Genomic DNA, 23,174 nt, shown 5'->3' on the forward strand with positions numbered 1-23,174 from the left:
CATGTTTCAGTTCGATGCCCAGCAGGCCCTGGGCTACCTCATCTCGCAGGTGTCGCACATCGAGGCGACCGCCTATGAGGTCCAGTACCCCGACATCCAGTATCCGAACCTGGTCCCTGTCGACAGCTCGGCCAACCCGTGGGCGAAGAGCGTGACGTTCTTCTCCACCGACAAGGCGGGCGTGGCCGACTGGTTCCACCATCAGGCCCTGGATATCCCGAAGGCCGACGTCGAGCGCTCGCAGTTCGAGCACCCGATCGAGATGGCGGCCATCGGCTACGGGTACACCAGCGAAGAGCTGGGCCAGGCCATGATGATCCCTGGCCTTAACCTCTCGGCCGACCGCGCCACCGCTGCGATCCGGGCCTATGAGGAATTCATGGACGGTGTCGCTCTGCGCGGCGTGCCGCCCAGCGGCAACACCAAGGGCTGGACGGGCCTGATCAACGATCCGAACGTCACCGCCGGCAATGTCGCCAATGACGGCGCCGGAGGCGGCGGCAACTCGACGAAGTGGGTGGACAAGACCCCGACGCAGATCATCCGCGATGTCAACGCGCTGCTCACGGGCATCTACACCACGTCGTTGACCGTCGAGATGGCCGATACCCTGCTGCTGCCGGTGGCCCAGCTGGATTATATCGCCACCATGCCGCGCAGCGACCTGACCGAGACCACGATCCTGGAGTTCCTGCGCCAGAACAACACCTATACCGCGGTCACCGGCCGGCCGCTGACTATCCGGGCCGTGCGCGGCCTTGAGGTGGCCGGCGCCGGCAACACCGCGCGCATGGTGGCGTATCGGCGCGACCCGCAGGTGGTGAAGCTGCATCTCCCGATGCCGCATCGCTTCCTGGCGCCCTGGCAGCGCGGGCCGCTGCTGTTCGACGTGCCGGGCATCTTCCGCACCGGCGGCGTCGAGATCCGGCGGCCGAAGGCCTTCCGCTACGGCGACGGCATCTGAGGCCAACCCAACGGCCGGGGCTTCGGTCCCGGCCCACTTCCTCTGACCAGGAGAGATCATGGCCCGCGTGACCAACATCACCCGGGGGCCGCGCTTCGTCTATGCGAACGGCGAGCCCCTGCTTCTCGAGCGGAACGAGACCCGCGACCTCCCGCTCCGGGATGCCGAGATCGCCAACGTCCAGCATCAGGTCGACGCTGGCGTTCTGGCGTGGGACGGCGAGGCGCCGAAGGCCAAGGCGGACGCCGGCGACGGCGACAAGGCGAGCCCCGATTTGACCGTGGCCCAGCTGCTGGCCCAGGCCGAGAGCATGAACTTCATGCAGTTCAAGTCGGCCGCGTCCAAGGTGCTCGGCGCACCGGCGCAGGGCAAGAAGGAGGACATCGTCGCTGCCCTCCAGGAGAAGGCCAAGGCGGGCGCCGGCGGGGCGCAGGGCTGACCATGGCCTGGAACCCTCCCACGCCCGCCGACCTGAAGGCCCGGTTCCCGGCCTTCGCCGCCGTGTCCGACAGCGTCGTGCAGGGCGCGCTGGACGAGGCCGCCCTCCAGGTGGACGAGACGTGGGTGTCCGAGGCCGATTTCCGGCTCGGCCGCCTGCTGCTGGCGGCGCACATCCTGACCCTCGACGGGCTCGGGACGGGCGCAGAGGCGGAGGCGGCCGCCGCTGGCGCCATGGGCTTCAAGCGCATGAAGTCCGGCCGGCTGGAGCTGGAGCGCTTCTCGGCGGCGGATGCCGGCGGCGACGGCAGCGTTCTCGGCTCGACCTCCTATGGGCGCCGCTTCCTCGAGCTGTTGCGCCGGAACTTCCCGGCCGTGGCTGTGGTGTAGGCCGTGGGCGGACACTACTGGCAGACCGTCCACATCGCCCGCCGCTGGTTTCATCCGGTGGCGGTCCCGCTGATCAGGGCGGCCGCGGGCCTCGGTCTTCTCAGCTACCCGTTGACCGTCCGCCTGGTCCGGGCCTGCCACTATCGCTATTCCACCTACGATTGGGTACCGTAATGGGTCTCCTCGACGGCGGGCTGCAGGGCATCTTCGGCGCGGCCTTCGCGCCTCTCTATCTCGCCGGCACCCTGCACCGCATCGGCAAGGACGCCGAAGGCCAGGTGGTCACGCCCGTGACCTGGACCGATGTGCCGATCCGCGCGCAGCAGGACGAGCTGTCCGACCAGCAGCGGCGGGATTGGGGCATCCCTTCGCGCGGCGTGCTGCTGATCGTGCTGCAGGCCGGCGTCGCCGCGGAGCCGACCGATGATGACGAGATCACCGTGGCCGGTCAGCGCTGGCGGATCTCGCACATCGAGCGGGACCCGGCGCAGGCGGCTTGGACGATGGCGGGGCAGCCGGCCTGATGGCGCGCATGAGCCGCGTCACGGGTGTGAAGCAGCACCTCGCCAGGCTGGACCGGATTATCCGCAAGGTGCCGGCCGACGCCGACAAGGCACTGCTGGCGGGCGGCCGGCGCATCGCCAAGACGACGCGGGATTCCATCCTGGCCGGCGCCGTGAGCGGACCGGCGCACGTCCCTTCGAAGCCGGGTGAGCCGCCGAATGCGGATACCCATGTGCTCGACCGGTCCATCCATACCGACCGGGTTGCGCCGTACAAGGTCGACATGATTGAGGACGCGCCCTACTCGGTCGCCCTCGAATACGGGACGCTGAAGATGGCGGCCCGCCCGCACGTCCGGCCGGCAGTTCAGCGCGAGCGCGCGGCCGTCATCGCGGGTGTTGTCGTCGCCGTCAACAAGGGGGTAGCGTGATGCCGTGGTTCTCCTTCACCTCCGATTTCGATTACCGGCCGACGCGACGCGTGATGCTCGCCTACAAGGCCGGCACGACGCAGATGATCCCTACCGCCGCGGCGGAGGCGGCAGAGTCCGCTGGCGCCGGCAAGCGCGTCCAGAAGCCGAAGGCTGACGATGCCGGCGCGTGACCTTTCCGGGCCGCTGCAGCAGGCCGTGACCGAACGCCTGAAGGGCGACACGATGGTGTCCGGCATCGCCGGCCAGCGGTCCTATGACTACGTCTCGGCGAACCCCGTGTTCCCCTTCACGCGCTGCGTGACCACGATCGTCACGCCGTTCGAGGCCACCGGCGGCGTCAAGGGCAGCCTGATCCTGGTGCAGGTGGACGCCTTCACCAAGGAATACGGCATGCAGCAGGTGCGCCAGCTCAGCGCCGCCGTCGCCGATGCCCTCAACGAGGCTGAACTCGATCTCGGTGAGGGCTACTTGATCGACCTGACGTGGCGGCGGACGCAGTTCTTCGGCGACCCGGACGAGCAGGGCGTCAACCACGGCGTGATCGAGTTCGAGGCCTTGGCCTCGGTCTAGACCCTACCCAACCCGCATAGCCCGCCTTGGGCATGTCCGACCCTGCCATCCGGCGGGGTCTTTTCGTTTGAGGAGATCCCGATGGCCCAGGCCAAGACCTTCAAGTTCTCGGACGTCCTGCTGCTGCTGGGCGACGGCACCACGCCGACCGAGGTGTTCGCCGCGCCCTGCGGCCTGACCGAACTCGGCATGACGATCGCCACCGACACCAATGAGACGGTGATCCCGGATTGCGACAACCCGGATGACCCCGCCTGGAAGATCACCGACATCACGGCCCTGCAGATGACGCTGAGCGGGCAGGGGGTGCTGGACCGGGCCGCCCGCAAGACGTGGGAGGATTGGGCGTTCTCGGGCGCCGAGAAGAACGTCCGGTGGATGTACGACGTCACCGCGGCCGACAACGGCGGCTACTACCAGGCGCCGGCCATCCTGACGAACTACCAGGTGACCGCCCAGCGTGGCCAGCGGGCGACGGTCCAGATCGCCATCACCCTGAACGGCAAGCCCACCTGGACCGCGGCCGCCTGATGACCGGGCAGCCGAACATCGCCGCAGAGGTCGAGCTGAAGTGGGCGGACGGCACCTATGTGTTCGCCCTCAAGCTGAAGCAGATCGAAGAGCTTCAGCGCCTCTGCGGCGCCGGCCTCGGGGAGATCGCCCAGCGGCTTCTCGTCGAGGAGCGGTGGAAGGTCTGCGACATCGTCGAGACGCTTCGCCTCGGGCTGATCGGGGGCGGCACGCCGCCCCTGCGCGCCCGGGAGCTGATCGACACCTATGTGGACGGCCGGCCGCTCGCCGATCCGCGCGACCCCAACAACTCCAAGGTGACGGCCCAGGCCGTCATCGGCGCCGTGTATTTCGGCGTCGAGGACGTGACGGGTGAACCGGAGGGAAAAGCCGAGGCCGCGGCGGACGACGGGACGGATTCATCGACGTCGCGGCCTTCTACGGGCAAGCGCTCGCGGTCGGGATCTCGCCGCTCGAAGTCGGCCGGATGAGCCTGGCCGAGTTCCTGATGGCCGGGAAGGCCTACGCCGACATGGTCGAGCCGAACGGCGCCGGCAAGCCTCCCCCGTCAGACGACGACTTCGACGCGATGCTGGCCGCCGCGGCCGAGAAGGGGATGCTCTGATGAACGCTCGGGTCGCCGACCAGGTCGTGGTGGAGCTGCGGATGCTGGTGGACCAGCACATCCGCGCCGGCCGCCGCGCCCGGGAGGAGTTCGACCGCAACATCGGCGGCATGGCGTCCGTGGCCGATCGCAGCGTTGCCCGGCAGGCGGTGGCGCTGGAGCGCGGCGCGGTGGCAACCGAGCGGGCGGAGCAGCGGAAGACGCGAGCCGCCCAGCGAGCCGAGGAGCAGCGCTCTCGCCTTGTCATTCGGGCACAGCGCAGCATCGCGGCGATGGAGGCGGCCGAGCAGCGCGCAGCCGCCGCCGCTGAGCGGGTCGCGCAGAAGCAGGCGGACGCGGTATCGCGCGCCACAGCCAAGGCGCAGCGGGCCCAGGAACGGCAGGCGCAGCAGCAGGCCCGCGCCGCGTCGAGGGCTGCGGCGGCGGCCGAGCGTGCTGCGCGCCAGGAAGTTGCCGCCGCTGAGCGGGCGCGGGCGGCGGAGGTTGCTGCCAGGTCACGGAACCTGGCGCGGCAGCAGGCCGCCGGCGCGAGTGCGCGCGACCGCCTGATGGGCGGCGTGAGCGGTCTCGCCCTCGGCGGCGCAATCGGCGGCCTCGCTGTCGGTGCCGGGGCGGCCCAGCTCGCCACCTACGCCGATGGCTGGACGAATGTGGCCAACCGCGTCGCCGCCGCTGGCGTGCCGCTGTCTCAGGTGGCCGCGAAGCAGGAGGAGCTGTATCAGCTCGCGCAGCGCTCGCGGTCGCCGCTGGAGACAACGGCCGATCTGTATCAGCGGCTGAAGATCGCGACCTCGGATCTCGGCACCGCGGACAGCGATGTCCTGCGCCTGACCGAGACCGTCGTGAAGTCGTTCAAGGCGTCGGGCGCGAGCACGGCCGAGTTTCAGGCTTCGGTCATCCAGCTCGGCCAGGCGCTCGGCTCGGGCGTGCTGCAGGGCGATGAATTGCGGTCGATCCGGGAGCAGGCGCCGGCACTGGCCCGAGCCATCGCCAAGGAGTTCGACACCACCGTTGGCGGCCTCAAGAAGCTCGGCGAGCAGGGCAAGCTGACGTCGGATCGCATCATCAAGGCGCTGCTGGCCTACTCGGCCCAGGCGGACAAGACCTTCGCCAAGACCAACGCGACGTTCGCCGACAGCCTCACCGCGCTCGGTAATGGTGTCACCCGCTATGCCGGCAAGCTGAACGAGGCGACCGGCGCCAGCAAGGGCTTCGGCGACGCGATCGGCGGCGCGCTCACCCAGCTCGAGGACCCGGCCGTGATCCAGGCCGGCGTCGAGGTGGTTACGCTCCTCGCTCAGGCGCTCAACGCAGCCGCCGGGGCGCTGGCCTTCGTCGCGCGCAACTTCGTCGTGCTGAAGGCGGCCGGGGCCGCGTTCATTGCCATCAAGCTGGTATCGTTCATCCGCGACCTGGTGGCCGCGCTCACGACGCTCCGCGTCGCCGCTCTGACGAACCCGTTCACGGCCATCCTGGCCGTAGCTGCCTCGGTGATCGTCATCCTCGCGGATGTCATCGGGAGCGTCGACAGCGTCGGCGAGGCTTTCGACCGGCTGAACACCAAGATCAACGGGATCGCCGGCTCGGTGAGGCGGGCGCTCCAGAATGCGGCCAACGCCGCGGCCGAGGTCGGGTCGCGCTTGATCCCCGGCGTCTCGGAGCAGGCGGATCAGCTGGAGAGCGACCTCAAGAGCATCGCGGATGAACAGGCCGACCTGGAGCGGCAATCCGATGAGCTGACTGCCAAGCTTGAGGAACTGCTGCCCGACGTCAACTCGGACGCCCTGATCGCGCAGGCCCAAGGCATCCGTCAGGAATTTGATCAGGGCAAGATCTCGGCGCAGGAGGCCGCCGACAAGATCCGCGAGCTGACGGCGACCTGGAACGCCCCGGAGGCGCCCGGGATCCTCGCCAAGATCGCCGCCATCGTCGAGAAGCTCATCGATCTCGACACCAAAGCGATCGCCGCTCGCAACAGCCTCGATGACGTCCTCAATCGGCCGTTCCCGACGACTCCTTCGTTCGGCTTCATCAGGTTCAGTGAGACCCCCTCGACGCCTACCGCTCCGATCCCAGGCGAGCGGCCGGATCCGCCGGAGACGCGGCGACGCGTTGCCGCTGGTGGTGGCGGCAAGGCCAAGCAGCCGAAGGAGCCGACGCTTCCGAAGTATCTGGATGAGCTGAAGGCCGAGGTCGCGCAGCTCGCGCTGAATGGCGTGGCGCTGAAGGAGAATGAGCTTCGCACGCAGGCGCTGGCGAAGGCGAAGGAGGATTTCAAGAACAAGCTGCGCAGCACCGCCGACCTGACGGCGGAGGAATCGGCGCGGATCAAGGAGGCTGCGGCTCAGCTCGAGGGCGTGCCCGCCATCCTGCAGATCGCCGCCGACAAGCTGCCGACGTTCAGCATGGAGCAGCAGCTTCGGCAGCTGAACGAACTCAAGGGGCTGCTCACCGACCCCGCCATCGTCGAGGCGCTGAAGGCGCAGGGGCTGTCGGCCGTCGATGCCACCAAGGCGATCGACATGCAGATCGCCGCGGCGAAGGACACGGCCAACGGCACCACCCAAGCCATCCAGGGGATCGGCGACGCGCTCCAGTCGGGCATCCAGGGCGCACAGGATTTCGAGGACGCCTTGCTGAAGGTCGGCATCGCCCTGGCGGAGATGCTGGTTAAGGCGGCTGCGTTCGGCGGGGGCGCGGGTGGCGGCCCGCTCGGGAAGCTGTTCGACAGCCTCTCCGGATTGACCGGTGGCCTCGCCGGTCTGCTCGGCGGCGGCGGCACCTCCGCTGTCGCCGGCGCGACCAATGCCGCGAATGCCGCGGTGGCGCTGCTGCCGCACCGTGCCGGCGGCGGCCAGGCCATTCCGGGCAATATCTACGAGGTGGGCGAGACCGGCCGGGAATGGTTCGCCCCGCAGGTGCCCGGCCAGGTGATCCCGAACAGCGTCATCAAGGCCGCGGCCGGCGGTGGCGGAGGCGGGGGCCCGCCGATCCAGTTCAACATCAGCCTGGCCGGCGCCAACGGTGACCGGGCGATTGCGGAGATCTCGGCGGCGGCGGTCAAGCGGGGGCTCGCCCAGGTGCCGGAGATCAACCGGCAGCATCAGATCCGGTTCTCGCAATCGTGAGCGGGGAGATGATCATCTACGACTGGCCGTCGATCCTGGTGGCGAACGCCGAGCGCTTCCACATCGACGCCCGGACGCGCTCGGGCGGCGAGACGATCAACGGCCGGGAGCAGGTCGTGGGATCTGGGCTCGGGCGGTGGGTGGCCACGCTGACCGTGCCGCTGAACACGCCTGCGAAGATCCGGGCGATGCGCTCGTTGCTGGCGAAGTTGGATGGCCGCTCCAACGGCGTTCGCGTCGGGCCTTGCGATTGCCGGAACGGCAACCGGCTTGTGCCGATCATCGGCGGCATCCCCTACGGCGACCAGTCCCTGCACACCGACGGCGCCGGCTTCATGCAGGGCGGCATCGCACCGGTGATCGCCGCGCCGGCGGCGGCGGGCTCGACGCAGATCACCATCCAGAATGGCTCCACGCAGCTGCCGGTGCTGGAGGGGTCGTTCCTCGGCGTCGGCGGCTACCTCTATGTGGTCGTCGGCGTGACGCCCAATCCGGACGAGACGACCGGCCTGGACATCAGGCCGAAGCTCCGCACCGCAGTCTCGGAAGATGACCCGGTCGAATGGTGCAAGGCCCGCGCGCCGATGCGCCTGGCGGCTGATGACAGCGGCGCCTTTGAGGTCCAGCTGGCCCGCATGGGCACGGCGACGCTCGACCTAGTCGAGGTTTGGTGAATGGCCTTCCTCACCTCATCCATCCGAGCCCAGGCGGCCGGCCAGCACATCATTTGCGCGCTGTTCGTGACCTTCGACTTCAAGAGCGGCCCGATGCGGGTATGGGAGGGTGATGGTCCCTTGACCCGTGGCGGCCATGACTGGCGCGGCATGGGCCATCGCCAGGACAAGCAGGGCAACCCACTGCAGTCGATCGAAGGGCTGGAGCAGGCCATCAACGGCAACGCGCCGCAGATGACCCTGACCATGTCGGGCGTCGACAGCACGGTGGTGACCGCCGCCACCAGCGATGATCCGGACGAGATTGAGGGCAGGGACCTGACGGTGCAGATCGGGTTCTTCGACGCATCGCTGCCCGGCCTGGTGCCGCTGGATACGATGCTGACGCTCGGCGTCTGGTCGATGCAGAAGCCCAGCTTCACCGCGACCGGGCCGACCCTCCGCACCATCACCCTACCTTGCGAGACGTTGTTCGCCCAGCGCAGCCGGGCGCCGTTCGGGATGCTGAGCGATCGGGATCACCAGCGCCGCTTTCCTGGCGACCTCGCCTGCCAGTTCCCGCCGAAGCTCGTCGACCGCGACGTGGCCTGGCCCCGGAAATGAGCACCATGACATCACTGCTCACGGAACTCGCCGCTCACCAGCGGCGGGGCAACACGCTGCTGTTCGCCTTCGGCACCATGGATTGCAGCATGTGGGCTGCGGATTGGGTGCGGCTGCGGACCGGCTTGGACCCTGCCGCCGATTGGCGCGGTCGCTACAGCACCGAGGACGAATATCGGCGCCTGCTGCTGGCCGAGGGCGGCCTTGTGCGCGTCGTAGCCCGGGCGATGCAGCGGGTAGGCGCGCGCGTCGTCGCACCGGCCGAGGCCGCGCCAGGCGACATCGGCATCATCATGACCGAGAAGGGACCGGCCTGCGCCATCCGTGGGCAGCTGGGCTGGGATGCCAAGACCGGCGACCGGCTGTCTCGCACGCCTCACGCCACCTTCGCCTGGAGAATCTGACCGCATGGCGAAGGCGCTTCCTATCGTCCTCGGCCTGGCGGCGACGGTCGTCACCGGCGGCGCCGCCATTCCCGGCGTCGCTGCTGCCCTGGGCATCTCCTCCGGGCTCATGGCGGGTATCGGCGTGGGGCTGAGCCTAGTTGGCACGCTGGCCGGCGTGGCGCTGGCCCCGACACCCGATAAGCCGCGGATGCAGAACGGCGACGCCAGCATCAAGCAGGCCTTGCCGCCGCGCGTCCGGCTTGTCGGCCGCTACCGCACCGGCGGGTACTTCCTCTATTACGATTCCACGCCCGACGGCGATCTCAAGACCCTCCTCTGCCATTGCGCGCACGAGGTCGACGGGTGGGAGGAAGATTGGCTGAACGACGAGCGGGTGCAGCGGGACAGCGATGGCAATGTCCTTGATGACCCGTGGTGGCAGGAGGATGACGACGACAGCGCGGTGGTGATCCAGCACTACCCGGGGAAGCCTGACCAGGTGATCCCGTCCTTCGACCCAAAGTGGACGGCCGATCACAAGGGGCATGGCCTGTGCTGCAGCTACATCAAGTATTCCGATCTCAAGATGGAGGATCAGCAGCGGGTGTTCAACACGGGCGCTCCTCCCTATCGCGCGGTGCTGCGCGGCGCCAAGATGTTCGACCCCCGCATTCAGGGAACCGGCCCGGGCCAGCACAATCCGCTCAATGATGCCACCTGGACCTGGACCGACAACGCGGCCCTGGTGGTGCTCGACTACCTCACGCGGATGGAGCAGGGTGTCCCGGTCGGCTTCGGCTTCCCGTTCGCCCGCATCGACCTTGCCAGCTTCGCCGCGGCGGCCGACGTCTGCGATCAGTCAATCCCAAAGAAGGGTGGCGGCACGGAGCCGCGCTGGCGGGCCTGGGGCGCCTTCGAACTGACCGAGGATCGGAAGGCCGTGCTGGCCGACTTCCTGGACGCCTGCTGCGGTCGCCTGATTCAAGGGCCCGATGGCAGGATCGGACTGACCGTGGGCGCGGACCGCTACCGAGCGGTCGAGGCCGATCCCTTCACGGTTCCTGCCGGCGTTCCGCAGGCGTCCGTCTCCTTGAACGATGACCAGATCCTCGAGTTCGACTTCTCGGCCGGCAAGTCGGCGATCGAACGCATCAACGAGGTCCGGGCAACCTATGTCAGCCAGATCTGGGAATGGGCGGAGACCGAGGCCGGCATTCAGTCGGACCAAGCATCGATCGACCGCAACGGGGTCGAGAGCAGCCAGATCAAGCTGCGCTTCGTGCCGTCCGAGAGCCAGGCGCAGCGGGTAGCGCGCTACGTGCTGAAGCGCGGCAATCCGGCCTGGGCCGGCAAGATCCGCGGAACGCTGGCGGTGCTAGACGCCTGGGGCGAGCGGTGGGTGCGGCTGACGATCACCGAGCTCGGCATCGTGAGCATGCTGTTCGAGATCACGTCCATGCGCATCGACCGCACGACCATGACGGTCGACATGGAGGTCACCAGCTACGACGACTGGTGGGCCTGGACGGCGGCGACCGATGAGATGGATCCGGCGATCCCGCCGCCGGATACCGACGAGGACAACGAAGTGCCGGTGCCGCAGCATGTGGCCGTGTCCATCGAGCACCGCGCAATCAACGGCCAGTCCTATGGCGCTGTCGGCGTCATCCGCTGGGATCCGCCGCCGCGGTCAGTCTATGTCGGCCGCGCTCGATATCGGCCGCTGACAACGCCGGCGTCGGCCTGGCAGATCGTGCCCGCCGAACAGGACGAGTTCTCGGTGGAGACCAAGGGGCCGCTGATAGACGGGCAAGGTTATGAGGCGCAGGGGCAATTCCTTGGGCCTCGAGGCTCCGCCGGCAAGTGGTCGGCGTCGGCTCTGTTCACGGCGGTGGCCGATCCGAACGCGCCTGGCGTGCCGATCAGCCTGACGGCCATGGTCGATGATGGCGACGTGCAGCTGCAGGTGACGGCGCCGAACAACGCGAACCTGTCGGCCATCCGCTTCTGGCGCGCGGCGACGGACAACGGCAACGCCGCCATCGACATCTCCGGCCCGATCTTCACGGCGGCCAACAGCCTTGCGACCTGGAAGGACAACAGCCCCGGAGTCGGCGACTGGTGGTATTTCGCCACCTCCGAAAACTGGAGCGGGGTGCAGAGCGCGAAGACCTCGCCGGGTGTGCTGGCCGAGCTGGCGCCGGAGCCCATCGTCATCCTCTCCCCGACGCCGCCCGGCCCGGTCAGCAGCTACGACCGGCGGCCGGTGGTGTCCGGCAACGGCGCGACGGTCGGCGCAGCCATCAAGCTCTACGCCAACGCCGTGCAGGTCGGCAGCGGCACTGCCGGCGCCGGCGGCGCGTGGTCGGTGACCCCGTCCACCGATCTCGGCATCGGCTCGAACAGCATGACAGCGACGCAGACCGTGGCCGGCAACGAGAGCGTGGCGTCGGGCGCGGTGGCCATCACGGTGGTGGCGATCGACAGCGACGCCTGGGCGGTCATCACGGCGATGACTACCCGGCCGCCCTATGCGCGCCAGACGCTGATCAAGAACCTCGTCGAGACGCTGAAGACGGCCGGGCTGTGGACGAAGATGGACCGACTGTTCCTGCTCGCGGCGGCGGACAGCCAAGGCAGCCTCCTCAACTGGAAGAACCCGACCCTCAGCCTGACGCCGGTCACGGCCGGGTCACCAGCGACCGCGCCGATCTTCACCACTGACCGCGGCTGGCAGGGCACCGGCTCCGGCACCACCGTGGGCGGCTATCTGGACAGCACTTTCAACGCCACGGTCGGCACGAACCAGCTCGCGCAGGACAGCGCTCACCTGGCGGTCTGGAACCATCTCGCCTCTACGGGCAGCGGCGCCGGCACATTCCGGGAAGCAGGCGGCGGCCAATCCCTGATCGCCTGCAAGAACTCCACCGCTGTCCTGTGGTGCCAGGCCAATGCAGCTGCGGCCGACACACCGTCCCAGGCTGGCGACGGCACAGGCTTTTACGCCTGGAGCCGGCAGGCCTCAGCCAATTACCATGCCTACCAGGACACGAACGACCTCGGCTCGGTCAGCCGAACGTCGGCGGCCCTTGTGTCAGGCACCTGGCGGATCCTCCGCGGCGGTACCGGTTACAGCAATGCGCGCGTGGCTGCCGCCTGTTGGGGCGCCGGCCTGAGCGGGACCGAGGTCACGGCCCTGCGGAACGCCCTGCACGACTACCTCGCGGCGATCGGCGCCGCCGTCTGATCAACGCCGCTCCGGCGGCCTACCGACATCCCTGATGGAGACGCCATATCATGGCCACCCCGAACGTTGACGAAATCTGGGCCGACTACAATCCGGACGGGTCTGTCCACGAGCCGAACAAGGTCGACGTCCGCCGGTGGGGGCGGTTCCTGGAGGCCATCGCGTCGGCCGCCGGGATGAAGACCTATCCCAACAAGGTGGCCATGGATGCCGACCTGACGCAGCCGGACGGGCAACCGGCGCTGCTGTGGTCCGACCCGACGCCGGCCAACAACTTCCCGACCGTCTGGATCTGGAACGACGCCGGGAACGTCTGGGTCGCCGGGACCGACCGAATCCAGTCGCTGAAGGATCTTGTCGATCTGATGCATCTGGTCATGCGGCGGGTCGTGGTGCTGGGTGGCGAGATCATCATCGACCGCCTGAACGTGCTCGGCGGCGGCGCGCAGCAGATCTACATCCCGCGCGGGATTTTCATCGACACGCCGGGCAACACGGCCTCGAACATCACCGCGGCGAACGCGGACTCAACCGAGGTGCCAGGCTCGGCGAAGCTCGCGGTTCCTCTCTCCCCCTCGCTGCGCGGGTTCGCATATCTCGACCTGACCGACAACACGATCAAGATGGCTGCCGCCACGGGCGGCGACTTCACGCTGCCGACGACCAATGTTGACAAGATCGTGCCGCTGCTGACGTTCCCGAACAATGCCGGGAGCTGGTGGTCGCCGTACAAGCTGCGCGAACTCAACCCGGGTGCCGCGCTCGGCCCGTTCATGCTCGCATCGCCAATCGTGCATTCCCGTGCCGATAACAAGGTGCTGATTCCCAGCGCCAGCACGAGGAACGAGGGCGCTGTCTTCAGCCACACCGTGGCCAGCAGCCAGCGATACGAGGAATTCAGCCTGACGTCGTCCGGCACCGCTTGCATCACCTATTGGTGGGACTTCCGGACGGCGGTGAACCAATACAAGGCGACTGCGGGCGGCGCGGCGCCGTTCACGGTCGATCCGACGATCGGCATCCGGTTGGGCTGGAGTTGGGGCAACGAGTTCTTCAGCGAATGGCCCCATGTCGGCCGGATGGGAGTCGCTGCCGGCAAGAACGACTTCGCCTATGGGTTCGGCGACCGTCTGGCTATGGCGCCATTCGTCTGGGAGAACCGGCCGTCACGGCTGGAGATGGTCAACGTGGCCGACTCCGCGCTGATCGCCGCCGGCTTCACCCGGGCGATCCGGTCGATCGACTGGAACCTGGCATGGCCCTATGTCGGCGACAAGCTGCCGGACGGCCGCGCAGGCAAGCCCTTCTTCGCCCGCATCTGGCTCGAGGCGACGGTCGACAGCACCTTTGGGGCGCCGACCATCCGCTTCGGTAAGGCGAACGGTACGACCTTCCAGAGCATCCCGCTGGTGCTGGAGAAGACGATCTCCGCTCGGGCAGCGATCTACAGCGTGGCGTCTGCCGTGCCGGACTGGCAGGCCAACAACCCGGCGGCCGGCGAATACACCTATGTCCTGCTGGGCACCGGCCTCTCCGCCGGCGCGACGGAAGTCCGCGTCGCCGGCGTGCAGTTTGCGTTCGGGCAGGGCGCGCAGTGGGTCGAGCGCAACGACTTCCCGACCACACCGGCGAACGGCATCCGGATCTCCAATCTGGAGGCCGCCGCGACCGTCAGCGATCCGGTGCCGTCGATCCTCTACGGTGACGATCTGTGGCTGATCCTGGGCCGCAAGCAGTCGCTGCACATCGACAACATCTTCGAGAAGCGGACCGAGCGGAAAGGCGTGCTGACCACGCTGATCGCGCCGAACCCGAATGTCGCCGATCTGGCGGCCAAGCCCTACGAGCAGACCAAGGAGGCCGGCAGCTTCGTCATCGACCCGGTCGAGATGGGTGCGGTCGCCAACATCTGGTCGCACCGGTACAGCGATGCCGCGGGCGGCGCCGGCCTGGGGCGGTCTTACCGATCGGCGAACATCACGGTTCACAAGGCCGCGGCCTCCGGCACCGGTACGGTGCGCGTGCAGGGCATCGGCGACAGCATCATGTCGCAGACCATCTCCAGCTACGTCCAGTCGGTCCTCCAGGCCCGCGGCATGACTGTGACCATGTCCGGCACGATTGGCCTGAACGAGGGCCGGCCGGGCTCGACCATCACCGACCACATCCGGGCGCGTACCGGCTACCTGACGCCGGTCGCCTCCTTCGCCACCTATCTGGCATCCGACAACGCGACCAAGATGCTGGCGGACCCCTGGACTCGGGCGGCGACCGGCAGCGACCCGGCCGGTTCCGTCTATAACGGTCGGATCTTCGATTACGCCTACTACCTGGCCGGCACCGGCATCACGGCGCCGACGCATGTCTGGATCTGCCTCGGGACCAACGACATCGGGAGCTACGACCCCGCCACTGCGGCGGACTGGATCGACAAGGGCATCTCGATCATGGTCCCGTCGATCCTGGCGGCGGTGCCGGGCGTCAAGGTTGCCATCGCCCTGCCGACACTGCCGCGCATGGCGGCTGCCGACTCCCGCTGGAACGATAGCTATGGGCTCGCGATTCGTAAGCTCCTAAAATACAAGCGGACGCTGGCCAACCCGAACGTCAAGGTCTTGCCCATCTGGGCGCACATTAACCAAGTGACGGCGTTCGCCGGCAGCGAGGTGGTGGTGTCGACCGATGCCGACACCGGCATGCAGACCCTCGACAACGGCGACATGCTGCACCCGACGCCAGCCGGTCTGCACCAGTATGCCGAGGTGGTGGCGGCCTGGGTGGCGAATACGTTCGACGGGACCTAAGGCCGACGTCTCTTCACCACTGCCGGGAGTTGAATTCCTCGTCAGGGTCTTCGATCGGAGCGGTCCGGAGCCAGCCGTGCCGGTTCGTGATGTAGGCCGCGCAGGCTGAAAATGCGATGAGGAAAAGGCCGGCGAATATGCTCATACTCTATCCATTTCAGCGGCCGGGCGAAGGCGCGGTCGCGGCTGAAGGGATAGCACAAATTGAGCCTTCTGAAATCGCTCCTCCGCTCCGCCCCGATCCGCGCCGCCAGCCTGATGACCATGAAGGCTGGCGGTATGGTGGGGCGCCTGGCCAGCGCCGCGCGTACGGCGGCGCTGTTCCCGTCCGCCCGAGACTGCTTCTGCCACTGGTCGGCCGAGGTAAAGTTCCCGGAGCGGGTGACCCTGGGGCATGGGGTCATCATCGGGCCTAAATGCACGATCGGCGCCGCGTCTCAGGTGACCTTGGACGACCACGTCCATCTCTCCAAAGGCGTCTATATCGAGACCGCCGGCCTCGACTTCTCGGCGCCGCTGCCATATCCGCATCAGCACAAGCCGATCACCATCGGCGAGGGCGTCTGGATCGGCGCTGATGCCATTGTCCTCGGCGGCGTGACGATCGGAGCCGGCTCGATCATCGGGGCCGGCGCCGTCGTCAGCAAGGATGTACCGCCGCGTTCGATCGTGACCGGACAAGCGGCCAGGGTTCGTGACCGCGATGGCGGTGTAGCTAGGCTTCGGCCGGCCGGGGTGCCATGATGGGCCGGCGGCGATTGATCACGACGATGATCCACAGCGCGATGAAGGCGACGTTGTAGAAAATGCCGTAGGCGCTCTGGATAGCGTTGATCACGATGGCTGAGCCGGCCTGCATCAGGAAGCAGATATAGAGGGGCAGGGCGGCGACCTCGCCGAGCAGGACTTTGCGGCGAGTCCATGAAATCATTGCGCCAAACGCTACGCAGAAAACCGGGACGAAGGGGCCAAAGTCAATGTAGAGCGGCCCGAACAGTGTGGTGTAGATCCCTGAACGAGGTGGCAGCGAGAGAGCTGCATTGCCGTCGAAGGGGATTCCCCAGAGCGTGTATGCCAGCCGTGCAAAAACAGTAAATGTATAGGTGCCGAGCTGCATTCCTTTATCGTAATGCTCTACGAGATATGTGAATTCTGGGACGCCGTGTAGATAATATTGAATGAACGTCGTAATGATAAAAAGTGTGTCGCGACCCCAGATCGATAGATTGGATCGAATGTTGAAGTATTCCTGGGTGACAGGCGCCAGATGAGTGAAGGCGGACAGCCTGATCACGTTCTCGACGCGCAGGCCAATGTCCTCAAGCCGGGCAATGAACAGCAGGCCACCGACGTAGACCAGCCCAACGGCTAGCGCAGCGCAGAAGGCCAGCACCGTCTTGGAGGTACGGCGGAATATGATCAGCCTGGACAGGATCAGCATTCCCAGGCTCATGAACATGCTGGAGCGGGAGCCGATCACGATTGTGAGCAGGGGCCAAAGGCAGGCGAGGCCGATGCTCTTCCACGCTGACCCGACCTGCAGGCCGTTCCTCTTGCCGACGGCGTGCATCATGTAGGGAACAAGGCACAACGGAACCAGCACGCTGGACAGCATCGAGATCGCGTTGGACCCCGCGCTTTCGATCTTCTCCCGATTCTGCATGAACTCGGTGTCGATGGTCAGGCCGCGAATGAAGATCCAGTCAGCCAGCCGGAGGGCAATTCCGAGCGCCGCCAGCATGAAGGCGGCTTCGTAGATCCTGCGAAGGCTACGGGTGGCCTCGTCCCGATCGACAACCACTGCAGGCCGGTGACGAGGCTCGAAGAGGGTCAATCCGAGCAGCATGCCGACGAAGCAAGCACCCAGCAGGATGTAGGGATAGCCTGAGGCCGCGACGTATAGCTTGATCGGCGCCAACAGGTAGAAAATCGCCCAAACCAGACAGGCCACGAAGATCGCGTTGAGCGGGGTCACCGTTCGCGAGTTGATCAGGCTGAAGTTCGAAAGCTGGGCCATCGGCAATAGTCCATTCTGAATCGCGCGATCTTCGCCCGGCCGCCGGCGGATTGAAAGCCTTGATGCTGGCGCCATCCACTGCCGGATTGCTGAGCGAGCCGACGGCCGGGAGAGGGCCAGCAGGACCGGTGGTCGGTGTTGGCGGCTGACTCGCGGGAACTGCCTATCGATCACCCGATGCCCTGACCCGAAACTGTTATGGATTGATTTCCTGCGCCTATGGCAGAGTGTCACACATTAGCGTGCTCGCATTACTCCATGGTGTTTCCTTTGAGTAAAATACACGGCATCCAAATACTGCGTGGCATTGCTGCAAGCTTTATTGTCATGCTGCACTGCATTTTTGTATACTATAGCAGAGTAGGGCCGCCGGATGAAATGATGGCTCGATCTGGGCTCTTTCTTGGAATAGGTGTCGATATATTCTTTGTTATCAGCGGCTTTATCATGATGCTGGTTAGTGTTGGCCGACATGCTGGCGGCATTGATTTTCTAATTGATCGAATTACGAGAATAGCTCCAAACTACTGGTTTTATACGATGGTTCTAGTTTTGACTGGATTGGCCCTCCCATCTCTTTTGAGGGCAGTCGATATTAATGTTGATGCTATTGCAAAATCTCTATTATTTATCCCGTTCGAACGACCGGGGGGTGATATTCAACCGATACTAGGTGTGGGTTGGACTCTAAATTATGAGATGTTCTATTATTTAATATTCTCATTCCTGATGCGGCTGCCGGCATGGCAGAAAACACTTGCAATGATAGCTATTTTCTCTGGTCTATTTGCGGTGGCTGTTATGGCTGATGTTGGGCCTGTCTTCGGCGCATTTTTTGGGAATACTATCGTCTTCGCATTCGTAAGTGGAATGGCCCTCTATCTGGCCGTCGAGAGGTGGGGGCGGCCGCGTCCGGCTGCAAGCATTGTGGCGCTAGCCTTAGGATTGGTCATCTGGCTCTCAACGGCAGGGCCATGGAGTCCAGCCTGGAGTGCTCGATTCCTTCTTTGGGGGGTGCCGGCCTCCCTAATGGTCTACGCCGCCCTTGGTCTGTCGCCAGCAGGCGGCAGGATAAGCAGTTTCCTGGAGCGCCTCGGCGACGCTTCCTACTCGCTATATCTAAGCCACACCTTCACGATCACGCTGCTGTTCGTCATCTGGCAGAGGCTCGGGTTTGCCTCACCGCCCTTGTTCATACTGGCTGCATTTCTGGCGTCGATCGCGGCTGGCTTTATTGCTCACCGAATCATAGAGGTTCCGCTGACGCAGGCGGCGCGGAGGCTGATTGACACCAGGCGGCACCGCGTCGCCTGAAGCGCCCAGAGCAGACGACCGATCGCAGCCTGGCGCGTGCGGCCAATGCCGGTGTCGGCGGCTGCCATGCTCTAACAACCGTTCCCGGCGGAATGATCCGGCCCGCTGGACATCGTGGACGGTCAGAACCGCTGCGATCCTCGATCGGCGCCGCCGGAAGTATCGGCGGTAGGCGGGGGCGCGCATCGCAATGCCGACGTCGGGCAGCATCGCGCCTGCCTCGCGTGGCCCCATTTCAATAGCGGAGAGAACATCATGCCAGACGCTCAGCCGCCCGCGCCCGGGACGGTATCGCTCGTGCTCACGCTGATCGGTCCGGTCATCTCGGCTGGCGTAGGTGTGGTGATGCGCCACGCCCAGCGCGCGGCGACCGGCAAGCCGTTCTCGCTCCGGCGGCTGTCCTTCGAGCTGCCGAGCGTGCTCGGCCTGGGAATCATGGGCGGGGCCCTCGGCGACTGGCTGGGCGCGGCCGAAACGGTGCGATGGGGCCTGGCGGCGACGCTGGGTTACCTGGGCCCGCAGGTGGTGGAGGTCGTCTTCTACCGATGGATCGCGCGCCAGGACCTTTCCTGACCCTCTACTTCGGCGGCTGACCCCCGAAAACGATGCCGCCTTGCGGACCGATCCTGCCGCCAAGGTCCTTCACCAGGGGCTCCGCGGCGCGGTCAACGACGGAGGGTTGCTTGGGTTTCGGAGGCGGGGCAGGGCCCCAATCGCCGGAGCATCCCGACAGCCCCACCAGCAGCGTGGCAGCCCCGATCCTCAACAGCGCGCTCATCTGATTCCCCCCTCGATGCTCGAGGGGATCCTACCGCCTGCCGCGGCCTCGCGGCAGCCCAATCCGTCAACCGGCCCCGCCATCGCGCGGGGCTTTCGCATTTCAGGAGACCGACATGGCTAGACCCACTCGCGGCGAGCGGAACAACAACCCCGGCAACATTGAGCGGAGCGCGGCGAACAAGTGGCAGGGGCGCCTGTCAGATGCCGACTACCGGCAGACCGCCGAGGCCCGCCAGAATGGCGGCCGGTTCGACGTCTTCTATCAGGTCGAGTTCGGCATCCGCGCCCTGGCCGTGCTGCTGGTGGCCTATCAGGACCGGCACGGCCTGCGGACCCTCCGCGGTATCATCGGCCGGTGGGCGCCCTCGGCCGAGACTTCGAACGACACGTCGGCCTATGTCGACCATGTCGCCGAGCTGACAGGCTTCGGGCCGGACACGCTGCTGGACCTGCACAGCTACGCCCACCTGGCGCCGGTGGTGAAGGCCATCATCACCCATGAGAACGGGCGCTGCGTCTACGGCCAGGCGCAGATCGACGACGGTCTGGTGCGGGCCGGCATCGCGGCGCCGAGCCGGGCGGTGGTCAGCAAGGCGGCCGACCGGGCCAAGACGACCGTCGCGGTGGCCGCCGGCGGCACCGTGACGGTTGCCGCGGCCGTCGACATCGTGCAGCAGGTCGCCCCAGCCTTGCCGGTCGTGCAGCAAGTCGCGAGCCTGCCGCCGATGGTGCTGATCGTCGCCGGTGTCGTCGCTGCGGTCGGCCTCATCGCCTGGCTGGTGCTGAGGCGGAAATGACCTGGGTCGCCAGCCAGCTTCTGGGCACCGCCGCCGGCCGCTGGGCCCTGGGCATCCTGCTCGGCATCGCTGCGGCCTTGGTCGGCTATCGCCTGATCCGTGCCGCCGGTGCCCACGACGAGCGCGCGGCCCAGGCGGCCCAGGCCTCGATCGACGCGCTCAACACCCTCGCCACCAAGGTCAAGACCGATGAAGCGCTTCGCCATCTTACCCCTGCTGCTCGCCGTGAGCTGCTGCGCCAGCGGGCAGCCGCGCGTCGTCCATGACTTCTGCGTCTTGACGGGCGGCCCGCCACCGGTCAGCCCTGCCACGGTCGAGGCGATGACGCAGGACGAGGTCGACTGGACCTTGGCGCTGCAGGACAACGGCGCCAAGGTGTGCGGGTGGAAAGTCGCGCCCACGCATATGGTGTCACATCCTCCATTCTCTCCCGCCTAGCCATTTCGGATCGCGCGAGTATGATTGATGCCTTTGGATAGGAGGCATTGATGGACAGGTTCATTTCTGCTGTGCAGCAAGCTTTGGCATCTAAAAATTGGTATGCAGCCTTGGCTCTTGCACTCACGCTGCCGGATATATGTATCGGACTTGAGGAAAAATCAGGGCACAAAAACTTTGCAGCCTGGTTTGACGATTTTATGAGCGATAAATACTCATATAGCGCTGGAGCGTACGGAGGTAGGGCGGTATTCTTGACTGGTGATGACTTTTATGCACTTCGATGTGCTTACCTCCACGCGGGCACTGATGTGATACTTGATCAGAGGGCACGAAGAATACTTGAAAGATTTGTACTAGTCGCGCCGCGCCCGGGGTTCACAATGCATTGCAACATGATCGATGATACGCTGCAGTTGCAGGTCGACATGTTTTGCGCCGACATCTGCGACGGCGTCCGAAAGTGGATATCGGAGGTCTATGATAAGGATCCTGACGTCAGGGCGAGATCGTCGTCTCTGGTGGCTATTAAGGAGGTGGGGCAGTTCTAGCCTGGAACGCTCGTCCTGAATGGCTGCGTCCATCGCTCCCCTTCCCACCAAGCGGGTCATACTGCTGGTAGTGCCAGACGGTCTCTCCGCACGGGCCTAGCGTGCCGAAAGCGCCCCAGGCCGTGCAGCCCGGATGCTCACAGTAGCGACTGGTTGGTGCCGATCGTCGACTACGGGCAGAGGCGCTGCGGTTGGCGCTGACCGGGCGTCCTGCGCTTATGGGATTCGGTCACGATCTCGGATCGTGTCCCCTTCCAGCCCACGGCTTCATACGCCTTCGGCAGCGAGCCGAAGCGATTTGCGATCGTGGCGTGTGACGGCAGATCCGGGGAAGCGTCGATCAACTCTGCGGACAAGTAGGCATATCGGTCCAGGAGTTGGCCAAGCAGTTGCACCAGTTGCTCGGACGAGAAGTGCTTCCAGATCCGCCGGCCATCGGCACCGAAGGAGAGGCACGGCTTGCCTTCCTTGATCGCGCGGGATCTGGAGGCGGCAATCATGCCAATCTGATGGGGCGTCAGCGAGGGGATCCCGGCGCGGGCCGAGGCCAGCCTCACCGATCCGAAGCGCTTGGAATAAGCGACGTAGGATGGGAGGTCCGGGCATTTCGTCACCGATTCCTTGGAGACATATCCGTCCCGCCGGTAGAGCCTGCGCAACCCCTCGAGCATGGCCTCGTCCGTCCACAGGTTGCCGTTCGCGTCGCGCTTGAAGTGGTTCCGGACATAGCCGATCGACAGGAACGCCAACTCCATCGAGCCGAACCGGGCGGCAAAGGTCCCCGGATGGGGCGCATCCGGTTCTTCCAGCAGGATCGTGTGGGAGAGCTCTCCCCTTTTGGCAAGGATCGCCCTCAGGATCTTCTTCAAGTCATTGTCGGAATAGGTGTGTCGCATGAAATGTGCGCGCGCGCGGATCTCCTGTGCCTTGGCGAACTGATGCTTCGGCACGATGCCGGGAACGATGGCTTTCCTGATCCAGGCGGAAGGATCGTTTTTGACGGTCTTGCCCTGCAACTTGTTGTCAGTCCGATTATAGATATAGTTGCCGATATAGATCTCGTTCGACAGTATGGTCCTCAGCCGATGATCGCTCCACGTGAACATGCTTGACTGCGGCATGGTGGACAGCCTGCGCGCGATTTCCAACATGGACAGCTTCTTGTTGACATAGAGGTCGAAGATCTTCCGCACGATCTCGATTTCGGAGCGTGGTCCGAGGATCCATTGGACCCGATCGCCTTGCAGCGCCTTCCGCTGCCCGGGCAGCAGGATCTGCTTGGGCCGGCCGTCATGGCCGACGAGCTGTCGGCGGATGCCGAACGGTGCGCTCTGGCCCTGGATGAACCCCTGCTGCGCATGGCGGAGGTGAGCCGTCATGAGCCTCGCCGACAGGTCTCGGCTGAACTCACCGGCCATCAGCCGCTTGATGACCTTGATGACCGAGCTGGCCAGCGAGCCGTCGTTCTCGAACGGCTCGCTGCAATAGGCGACCTGTACGCCCACCTGCTTGCAGATGAACTCGTAATGCGCGGCCTGGTCCGGATCTTGGAACCGCCCCCAGCGGCTCACATCCAGCACCAGGATGGTGTTGAAGTCGCGGTCGGCCTTCAGCGTGTCGGCAAGGAGCCGCTGCAGGGCCTTGCGGCCCTTCAGCGACAGGCCGCTCTTCCCCGGGTCGGCATAGGTCCGGACGATCTCGAAGCCGCGGGCACCCGCATAGGCGGCGATCACGGCGGCCTGGCGCTCCAGGGAATAGCGCTGGTGCTCGGATGACATCCTCAGATACTGTACCGCGCGCCGCGGCGGCCGCTCTGCAGACGTAGCGTCTGGCATGCGCGTCTCCTGCGGCCGGCATTTATGGCCGGTCCGCTGGGAGAGATTGTAGCGTCTGCGGTGCGTCTCGCCTACGACCCGCTCTGCGGCTGGACCGCGGCGTCGATCGCCTCCTGGGCGGCTCGGCCGACAGGGCCGCCTTCCTACGGCAGGAGGCAAATGCGTT

Annotated in this window: 24 protein-coding genes; 22 read left to right on the top strand and 2 right to left on the bottom strand. The window is 66.0% G+C overall.

Features of this window, described 5'->3' with window-relative positions; genetic code table 11:
- The first annotated feature begins 1 nt into the window (after position 1).
- The 17 genes from ABDW35_RS00635 to ABDW35_RS00715 all read left to right on the top strand — a co-directional run bounded on the left by ABDW35_RS00635 (position 2) and on the right by ABDW35_RS00715 (position 16,020).
- Positions 2–964 carry a major capsid family protein gene (locus ABDW35_RS00635; RefSeq protein ID WP_343711902.1) on the top strand — a complete coding sequence of 321 codons (963 nt, stop codon included), beginning with the start codon at positions 2–4 and terminating at the stop codon, positions 962–964.
- A 58-nt stretch (positions 965–1,022) separates the two neighbouring features.
- On the top strand, positions 1,023–1,403 hold the full coding sequence (locus ABDW35_RS00640; protein WP_343711903.1) for a hypothetical protein: 381 nt from the start codon (positions 1,023–1,025) through the stop codon (positions 1,401–1,403).
- Between the two features lie 2 nt (positions 1,404–1,405).
- A complete protein-coding gene (locus ABDW35_RS00645) occupies positions 1,406–1,792 on the top strand; it encodes a DUF4054 domain-containing protein (RefSeq protein WP_343711904.1) in 387 nt (128 codons plus the stop codon).
- Between the two features lie 173 nt (positions 1,793–1,965).
- Complete coding sequence (locus tag ABDW35_RS00650; RefSeq protein WP_343711905.1) at positions 1,966–2,316, top strand: hypothetical protein; 351 nt, start codon at positions 1,966–1,968, stop codon at positions 2,314–2,316.
- An 8-nt stretch (positions 2,317–2,324) separates the two neighbouring features.
- Complete coding sequence (locus tag ABDW35_RS00655) at positions 2,325–2,726, top strand: hypothetical protein (RefSeq protein ID WP_343711906.1); 402 nt, start codon at positions 2,325–2,327, stop codon at positions 2,724–2,726.
- Entirely contained in the window at positions 2,726–2,899 is a 174-nt protein-coding gene (locus ABDW35_RS00660; protein ID WP_343711907.1) for a hypothetical protein, read from the top strand. The genes ABDW35_RS00655 and ABDW35_RS00660 overlap by 1 nt, the downstream gene beginning before the upstream one ends.
- Positions 2,886–3,299 (top strand): DUF3168 domain-containing protein, encoded by a 414-nt coding sequence (locus ABDW35_RS00665; protein WP_343711908.1) that lies wholly within the window; start codon positions 2,886–2,888, stop codon positions 3,297–3,299. Before ABDW35_RS00660 ends, ABDW35_RS00665 begins: the two co-directional genes overlap by 14 nt.
- 81 nt (positions 3,300–3,380) lie before the next feature.
- Entirely contained in the window at positions 3,381–3,830 is a 450-nt protein-coding gene (locus ABDW35_RS00670) for a phage tail tube protein (RefSeq protein WP_343711909.1), read from the top strand.
- Positions 3,830–4,300, top strand: a complete 471-nt coding sequence (locus tag ABDW35_RS00675) for a gene transfer agent family protein (protein ID WP_343711910.1) — start codon at positions 3,830–3,832, stop codon at positions 4,298–4,300. The genes ABDW35_RS00670 and ABDW35_RS00675 overlap by 1 nt, the downstream gene beginning before the upstream one ends.
- Entirely contained in the window at positions 4,297–4,434 is a 138-nt protein-coding gene (locus ABDW35_RS00680; RefSeq protein ID WP_343711911.1) for a hypothetical protein, read from the top strand. The genes ABDW35_RS00675 and ABDW35_RS00680 overlap by 4 nt, the downstream gene beginning before the upstream one ends.
- Positions 4,434–7,562, top strand: a complete 3,129-nt coding sequence (locus tag ABDW35_RS00685; protein WP_343711912.1) for a tape measure protein — start codon at positions 4,434–4,436, stop codon at positions 7,560–7,562. The genes ABDW35_RS00680 and ABDW35_RS00685 overlap by 1 nt, the downstream gene beginning before the upstream one ends.
- Before the next feature lie 8 nt (positions 7,563–7,570).
- Positions 7,571–8,236 (top strand): hypothetical protein, encoded by a 666-nt coding sequence (locus ABDW35_RS00690; RefSeq protein WP_343711913.1) that lies wholly within the window; start codon positions 7,571–7,573, stop codon positions 8,234–8,236.
- A complete protein-coding gene (locus ABDW35_RS00695; protein ID WP_343711914.1) occupies positions 8,237–8,839 on the top strand; it encodes a hypothetical protein in 603 nt (200 codons plus the stop codon).
- 5 nt (positions 8,840–8,844) lie between these two features.
- A complete protein-coding gene (locus tag ABDW35_RS00700) occupies positions 8,845–9,243 on the top strand; it encodes a hypothetical protein (RefSeq protein WP_343711915.1) in 399 nt (132 codons plus the stop codon).
- Positions 9,244–9,247: 4 nt separating this feature from the next.
- Positions 9,248–12,472: a hypothetical protein gene (locus tag ABDW35_RS00705; RefSeq protein WP_343711916.1), complete on the top strand. Its 3,225-nt coding sequence runs from the start codon at positions 9,248–9,250 to the stop codon at positions 12,470–12,472.
- A 203-nt stretch (positions 12,473–12,675) separates the two neighbouring features.
- Positions 12,676–15,276, top strand: coding sequence for an SGNH/GDSL hydrolase family protein (locus ABDW35_RS00710; RefSeq protein WP_343711917.1), 2,601 nt, complete (start codon positions 12,676–12,678; stop codon positions 15,274–15,276).
- Between the two features lie 204 nt (positions 15,277–15,480).
- Entirely contained in the window at positions 15,481–16,020 is a 540-nt protein-coding gene (locus ABDW35_RS00715) for an acyltransferase (protein WP_343711918.1), read from the top strand.
- On the opposite strand, the gene ABDW35_RS00720 is transcribed toward ABDW35_RS00715, so the two are convergent.
- Positions 15,992–17,293, bottom strand: a complete 1,302-nt coding sequence (locus ABDW35_RS00720) for a hypothetical protein (protein WP_343711919.1) — start codon at positions 17,291–17,293, stop codon at positions 15,992–15,994. The genes ABDW35_RS00715 and ABDW35_RS00720 overlap by 29 nt on opposite strands.
- A gap of 258 nt (positions 17,294–17,551) precedes the next feature.
- On the opposite strand from ABDW35_RS00720, the gene ABDW35_RS00725 reads away from it, so the two are divergent.
- From ABDW35_RS00725 to ABDW35_RS00745, 5 genes are all read left to right on the top strand, one after another.
- A complete protein-coding gene (locus ABDW35_RS00725) occupies positions 17,552–18,607 on the top strand; it encodes an acyltransferase (RefSeq protein ID WP_343711920.1) in 1,056 nt (351 codons plus the stop codon).
- Positions 18,608–18,721: 114 nt separating this feature from the next.
- The gene (locus ABDW35_RS00730) at positions 18,722–19,180 is read left to right on the top strand and encodes a phage holin family protein (protein ID WP_343711921.1); all 459 of its coding nucleotides are present in this window, start codon (positions 18,722–18,724) and stop codon (positions 19,178–19,180) included.
- 320 nt (positions 19,181–19,500) lie between these two features.
- Positions 19,501–20,184 carry a structural protein gene (locus ABDW35_RS00735; protein ID WP_343711922.1) on the top strand — a complete coding sequence of 228 codons (684 nt, stop codon included), beginning with the start codon at positions 19,501–19,503 and terminating at the stop codon, positions 20,182–20,184.
- Positions 20,181–20,450: a hypothetical protein gene (locus ABDW35_RS00740; protein ID WP_343711923.1), complete on the top strand. Its 270-nt coding sequence runs from the start codon at positions 20,181–20,183 to the stop codon at positions 20,448–20,450. The genes ABDW35_RS00735 and ABDW35_RS00740 overlap by 4 nt, the downstream gene beginning before the upstream one ends.
- A 222-nt stretch (positions 20,451–20,672) precedes the next feature.
- Positions 20,673–21,173 carry a hypothetical protein gene (locus ABDW35_RS00745; protein ID WP_343711924.1) on the top strand — a complete coding sequence of 167 codons (501 nt, stop codon included), beginning with the start codon at positions 20,673–20,675 and terminating at the stop codon, positions 21,171–21,173.
- Positions 21,174–21,343: 170 nt separating this feature from the next.
- On the opposite strand, the gene ABDW35_RS00750 is transcribed toward ABDW35_RS00745, so the two are convergent.
- Positions 21,344–23,008 (bottom strand): recombinase family protein, encoded by a 1,665-nt coding sequence (locus ABDW35_RS00750; RefSeq protein ID WP_343711925.1) that lies wholly within the window; start codon positions 23,006–23,008, stop codon positions 21,344–21,346.
- Positions 23,009–23,174 lie beyond the last annotated feature (166 nt).

This window comes from Inquilinus sp. (genome assembly GCF_039594555.1).
Classification (GTDB): domain Bacteria; phylum Pseudomonadota; class Alphaproteobacteria; order DSM-16000; family Inquilinaceae; genus Inquilinus.

Excerpts from the sequence above, each read along its gene's own strand:
- ABDW35_RS00665 (WP_343711908.1), top strand. The coding sequence starts at position 2,886 with ATGCCGGCGCGTGACCTTTCCGGGCCGCTGCAGCAGGCCGTGACCGAA.
- ABDW35_RS00660 (WP_343711907.1), top strand. The coding sequence starts at position 2,726 with ATGCCGTGGTTCTCCTTCACCTCCGATTTCGATTACCGGCCGACGCGA.
- ABDW35_RS00650 (WP_343711905.1), top strand. The coding sequence starts at position 1,966 with ATGGGTCTCCTCGACGGCGGGCTGCAGGGCATCTTCGGCGCGGCCTTC.
- ABDW35_RS00700 (WP_343711915.1), top strand. The coding sequence starts at position 8,845 with ATGACATCACTGCTCACGGAACTCGCCGCTCACCAGCGGCGGGGCAAC.
- ABDW35_RS00735 (WP_343711922.1), top strand. The coding sequence starts at position 19,501 with ATGGCTAGACCCACTCGCGGCGAGCGGAACAACAACCCCGGCAACATT.
- ABDW35_RS00670 (WP_343711909.1), top strand. The coding sequence starts at position 3,381 with ATGGCCCAGGCCAAGACCTTCAAGTTCTCGGACGTCCTGCTGCTGCTG.
- ABDW35_RS00710 (WP_343711917.1), top strand. The coding sequence starts at position 12,676 with ATGGATGCCGACCTGACGCAGCCGGACGGGCAACCGGCGCTGCTGTGG.
- ABDW35_RS00685 (WP_343711912.1), top strand. The coding sequence starts at position 4,434 with ATGAACGCTCGGGTCGCCGACCAGGTCGTGGTGGAGCTGCGGATGCTG.
- ABDW35_RS00655 (WP_343711906.1), top strand. The coding sequence starts at position 2,325 with ATGAGCCGCGTCACGGGTGTGAAGCAGCACCTCGCCAGGCTGGACCGG.
- ABDW35_RS00725 (WP_343711920.1), top strand. The coding sequence starts at position 17,552 with ATGGTGTTTCCTTTGAGTAAAATACACGGCATCCAAATACTGCGTGGC.
- ABDW35_RS00640 (WP_343711903.1), top strand. The coding sequence starts at position 1,023 with ATGGCCCGCGTGACCAACATCACCCGGGGGCCGCGCTTCGTCTATGCG.
- ABDW35_RS00680 (WP_343711911.1), top strand. The coding sequence starts at position 4,297 with ATGAGCCTGGCCGAGTTCCTGATGGCCGGGAAGGCCTACGCCGACATG.
- ABDW35_RS00740 (WP_343711923.1), top strand. The coding sequence starts at position 20,181 with ATGACCTGGGTCGCCAGCCAGCTTCTGGGCACCGCCGCCGGCCGCTGG.
- ABDW35_RS00750 (WP_343711925.1), bottom strand. The coding sequence starts at position 23,008 with ATGCCAGACGCTACGTCTGCAGAGCGGCCGCCGCGGCGCGCGGTACAG.
- ABDW35_RS00645 (WP_343711904.1), top strand. The coding sequence starts at position 1,406 with ATGGCCTGGAACCCTCCCACGCCCGCCGACCTGAAGGCCCGGTTCCCG.
- ABDW35_RS00695 (WP_343711914.1), top strand. The coding sequence starts at position 8,237 with ATGGCCTTCCTCACCTCATCCATCCGAGCCCAGGCGGCCGGCCAGCAC.
- ABDW35_RS00635 (WP_343711902.1), top strand. The coding sequence starts at position 2 with ATGTTTCAGTTCGATGCCCAGCAGGCCCTGGGCTACCTCATCTCGCAG.
- ABDW35_RS00690 (WP_343711913.1), top strand. The coding sequence starts at position 7,571 with ATGATCATCTACGACTGGCCGTCGATCCTGGTGGCGAACGCCGAGCGC.
- ABDW35_RS00705 (WP_343711916.1), top strand. The coding sequence starts at position 9,248 with ATGGCGAAGGCGCTTCCTATCGTCCTCGGCCTGGCGGCGACGGTCGTC.
- ABDW35_RS00675 (WP_343711910.1), top strand. The coding sequence starts at position 3,830 with ATGACCGGGCAGCCGAACATCGCCGCAGAGGTCGAGCTGAAGTGGGCG.
- ABDW35_RS00745 (WP_343711924.1), top strand. The coding sequence starts at position 20,673 with ATGGACAGGTTCATTTCTGCTGTGCAGCAAGCTTTGGCATCTAAAAAT.
- ABDW35_RS00720 (WP_343711919.1), bottom strand. The coding sequence starts at position 17,293 with ATGGCCCAGCTTTCGAACTTCAGCCTGATCAACTCGCGAACGGTGACC.